Genomic DNA, 4,661 nt, shown 5'->3' with positions numbered 1-4,661 from the left:
TCCTCGCTCTCGCCGCGCCCCATAAGGATATCAGGATGATATTTTTTCACGAGTTCGCGGTAGCGCTTTTTTACCTCGTCAAACGGCGCATCCTCTTTTAGCCCAAGTACGGCGTAAGGGCTTTTCGTACGCATTTCATACGGATTTCGCCGCGTCTGCCTTTGATCGTAAAATTTCTCAAACCTCGCTAGTATCGCTTCAAAGATGCCCTCATCAAGCCCAAATCCAGAAGCGATCTGCTCGATGATATTGCGCTCGCTTTTGCTAAATTCGCCGTCTATGTAGGCTAAGTTTAACAAAAACGATATCTTCGCAGCCGCGGCGTCTTGGCTAAGACGAAAGCGATCTTTATATTGCCGCGCGATAAAATAGGCATTATGCACTGTCTCTTTTTCGCGGTTATATATCTGCTTTAGCTCCGCTCTCATAGCTGCGTCGTTACCGAGCCTTAGCGTGATATCGTCTAGCGTCTCGCTGATAAGGCGAGCTTCTAGCTCATTTACCCTGCCGTCGCTTTTGGCGACTTTGGCAAGCAAGCTAACTAAAAATTTCGCCTCTTCAAACATCGCCCGTTTTTGTGAGCCGCCTAAATTTGCGGGATTTTGACTGAAATTTGAGACCAGATAATAAATCCCGTAAAATATCAAAAACCAAAAAATAAAATTCAAAATATCACCATAAATGATAAATCGTATTTTTGAGCTTGCCGCCCACTAGCTCGTTTTTACGCCACGAGCTCTCGTCGTTCATCACGTTCCAGCGGCGCTCGTCGGGGCGGTAGAACCAATCTTTGTCGATCTGATAATAAATCTGCTTGCCGTTTGCCTCGATGATGTTGGCGATGTTGTTGTCGTGGTAGCTGTTCTCGTCGTAGTCGGTAAACGCGCGCTGTCCCATCTCGGAGTAAAGAAGCGTAAGCTCCTGAAGCATCTCGTTTAGCTCGTTGTCCATCTTTTGCACGTGCAGCCCGATCTCCTCTGCCTCGCGGAAAAGTATCGGATAGTCATGTGCCGGATAGTCGCTGTTTAGGCGCTCGGAGATGTTTTGGATCTTTGATTCGTCGGTCATATGGTAGCGCAAAAGCTCGCAGCAAATCTTTAGCGAGAGCGAGCTAGCGCGGTCTACGGCGCCAAAAACCAGCGGATGGATATAGTTGTATAGCGATTTATACGGGTTTTCGTCATTATCTTTTTCGTGCATTTTCCATAGTTTTATCACGCGGTTTAGCTCGTCCATCGATACGCTAACGCGCTCGTTGCCGTTATCTATCGGGCTCATCGCGTGCTTTAGCGAGGTATCGACGGCGGTCAGATACGCTAGCGGACCCATCACAATCTCGTTTGCGCCAAGCGCCATCATCGTCGCAGCCGACGCGCAGTTAGCAGGAATGAGAGCGGTGATGTTTTTGCAGTAGTTTCGCAGAGTGCTGATGATACGAAGCGCTGCGATACCGCTGCCGCCGTCACTTTTGATGAACAAAAACGCGTTTTCTATCTTTTTGCCCTTTAAAATTTCATACATCGCGCTCGCGTCGTTGCCGCAGACGCTGCCCGCGTTTGAGTTGTAGTAGGTGATGAGCGTGCCGCCCAGTTTGGCCTCGACCGCCTTTAGTACCTGCTGAGTCTCACTAAATAGCACCGGCGGCTTAGCTACGCTTTTTTGATCCATTCCTCTGCCCTCCTTTTGCGGCTGTTCTTCTTCTTTGTTGTTTAAAAAGTCTTTCCAAGACATCTACTTTCCTTTCAAATTTTGATTCAAATTTTTACGGTCTTTTAATATCGCTTGCAAAATTTGGCGCTAAAATGCTTGAGCAAACGCCGCCGAGACGAGCCAAATTTAGCAAGTGCGTCAAATTTACGCCGCTCAAATTTAGCCAGCCCAAACCTGCCTCGCCAAAATTTGGCGTCAAATTTTAGTCCTCTTGGCGGATGATTGCGGCAAATTTATTAAAATAAACCTCGCTCACGTCGCTTAGCTTTTCTTCGATATCGTTTAGCCTAAATTTATCTCCGCCCACTGCGCCGATTTTTTCAAATTTGACGCCGTGTTTTGCGGCTAGAGATTCAAATTTAGCCTCGTCTTTTACGCCGACGATCGCGCGCGAAAAGCTCTCGTCAAAGATGAAATTTGACTTTTTAACGTCAAATTTACACTCCGCGCCAAGTCCGCTTAGGCATGCCATTTTAGCTAACGTTATCGCTACGCCGCCTACGCCTACGCTGTTTGCAAACTCCAGCGCGCCCGATTTATTTGCCTCGATAACCAGATCCCACAGCGCACGCTCTTTCTTGTAGTCCACCGCAGCTAGCTCGCCGCCCACCGCGTCAAATAGCGCCTTAGCGTAAAGCGACGCGGCAAATTCGCCCTTCGTCTCGCCAAGCACGTATATCGCCGTGCCAGCGCGAGCAAAGACGCTCGGAAGGCTCGCATTTGCGTCATCGTTCACGCCCACCGTCACGATCGCTGGCGTCGGATAGACGCTCACGCCCTCGGTGTCGTTATACAGGCTCACGTTGCCGCTGACGACCGGCGTATTTAGCTCGCGGCAAGCCTCTTTGATACCCTCGCAGCCCTGCGCGAACTGCCACATAACCTCGGGATTTTGCGGATTGCCGTAGTTTAGGCAGTCGGTGATGGCTAGAGGCGTCGCTCCGCTCATCGCGACCTTTCGTCCGGCCGCCGCGACCGCTCTAGCCGCGCCGATTTTGGGATCGACGAAATTTGCCCGCGGGTCGCACTGCGCCGCCATCGCGATCGCCCTACCCGTTTCTTTCACGCGGATAACCGCAGCTCCGAGGAGCCCTGGTTGTTTGATCGTATTTGTTTGGATATTTGCGTCGTATTGATCGTAGATCAGCGACTTGTTTAGCACCTCAGGCTCGCCAAGTAGCTTCCAAAACGCGGTTTTATTATCGACGTTTTCAGGGATTTGTAAATTTTTGATTTCGTCTAGGTATTTCGGACGAGCGGTCGGTCGGTCAAGCACCGGAGAGGCTTCGCTAAGCGGCGCTATCGGTATCTCGCCCGCTAGCTCGCCGTGCCAATAAAGCTCCATCACGCCGCTATTGGTTACCTCGCCGATAATCTCGGCGTCCAGATCCCATTTTTTAAATATCTCGAGTATCTTTTGCTCGCAGCCTTTTTTGGCGCAGATGAGCATGCGCTCCTGAGATTCGCTCAGCATTAGCTCATAAGGCGTCATGCCGGTTTCGCGCATAGGTACGCGGTCTAGATACATCTTCATACCGCTGCCGCTGCGTCCTGCCATCTCAAAGCTGCTAGACGTTAGCCCCGCCGCGCCCATATCCTGGATACCCACGATGTAGTCGGTTTTAAAGAGCTCCAAGCACGCCTCCATCAGCAGCTTTTCTGCAAACGGATCGCCTACCTGCACGGTCGGGCGCAGGGATTTGTTCGCGTCGTTAAAGCTATCGCTCGCCATCACGGCGCCCCCGAGCCCGTCGCGGCCGGTCTTTGAGCCGACGTAGATCACGGGATTGCCGATACCTTCGGCTCTGCCGTAAAATATCTCGTCGCTCTTACAAAGCCCGAGCGCAAATGCGTTTACTAGGATGTTGCCGTTAAAAATAGGATCAAACGTCGTCTCGCCGCCGATAGTAGGGATGCCCATGCAGTTGCCGTAGTGAGCGATGCCCGCGACCGCGCCTTTTAGCAGGTAGCGCTGTTTTTTCGCATTTTCGCTCTCGCCTCTCACCTCGCCGAATCGCAGCGAGTTCATGTTCGCCACGACCCGCGCGCCCATCGTAAATACGTCGCGCAGTATCCCGCCCACGCCCGTTGCCGCGCCCTGAAAAGGCTCGATGAAGCTCGGGTGGTTGTGGCTCTCCATCTTAAACACCGCCGCAACGCCGCCTCCGACGTCGATGACGCCCGCGTTCTCGCCCGGACCCTGGATCACCCACGGGGCTTTGGTCGGGAAGCCGTTTAGGTACTTTTTACTCGACTTGTAGCTGCAGTGCTCGCTCCACATCGCGGAAAATATCCCAAGCTCGAGCAAATTTGGCTCTCTGCCTAGGATCTTTAGGATCTCCTCATACTCTTGATCGCTGATTTTGTGCGCTTTTACGGTAGCTTTGTCCATTTTTAGCCTTTAAAAAATTTTGGTTGATTTTACTTAAATTCGCATAAAAACTTGATAAACCAAAGGAGTGAGAGCGGGGTAAATTTGGCGAATAAAACAAGAGTCTAAATTTCATACGGCAAGCTAAAAATATTCTGTTTATAGTTATTGATTCGGCTCTAAATTTAACCGAAAAATTGGCATTTTTGAGGTGCGGGTCTCGGAAAGTAACTCAAATTTTAGATAAATGCCAAATTTAAAGTAGCTGTGGAAAATTAAAAATTTAAGCATATTAGTACCCTAAATTTGACGCAAGAAAGTCCGATATTCCGCTAAATTCGGCGGGCGATTACCCGCCGCAAATGCCTACTTGCTCGGCATACTATAGTAGCAAAGTATGTTTAGCAGGATGCGTCCTTGCTTTTTGACGTCTTGATCGATGATGTCTTGTCTAAATTTCGCAGAGGTTGCCTGCTCTTTAGCTTCGGCTAGTTTGCTGCTCGACAGGTTAAATTTAAAGTCCAGATTTTTTATCTCAAAGCCTTTGTTTCCGACTATCTTCGCGTCGATCACGGTAGCG

Annotated in this window: 4 protein-coding genes; all 4 read right to left on the bottom strand. The window is 50.1% G+C overall.

Annotation, left to right across the window (positions count from 1 at the left end; translation table 11 throughout):
* The coding region (locus Q0314_RS10975; protein WP_298059000.1) for a molecular chaperone DjiA at positions 1-668 on the bottom strand (668 nt) is incomplete at its 3' end.
* A 4-nt stretch (positions 669-672) separates the two neighbouring features.
* Positions 673-1,731: a hypothetical protein gene (locus tag Q0314_RS10970; protein WP_009496422.1), complete on the bottom strand. Its 1,059-nt coding sequence runs from the start codon at positions 1,729-1,731 to the stop codon at positions 673-675.
* A gap of 181 nt (positions 1,732-1,912) precedes the next feature.
* The gene (gene purL, locus Q0314_RS10965) at positions 1,913-4,102 is read right to left on the bottom strand and encodes a phosphoribosylformylglycinamidine synthase subunit PurL (protein WP_298058979.1); all 2,190 of its coding nucleotides are present in this window, start codon (positions 4,100-4,102) and stop codon (positions 1,913-1,915) included.
* A 345-nt stretch (positions 4,103-4,447) separates the two neighbouring features.
* The coding region (locus Q0314_RS10960) for a hypothetical protein (RefSeq protein ID WP_298058976.1) at positions 4,448-4,661 on the bottom strand (214 nt) is incomplete at its 5' end.

Source organism: uncultured Campylobacter sp. (assembly GCF_938040115.1).
GTDB lineage: Bacteria > Campylobacterota > Campylobacteria > Campylobacterales > Campylobacteraceae > Campylobacter_A.
Note: the sequence above shows the minus strand (reverse complement) of the source record. Positions and strands in the feature narration are given on the sequence as shown.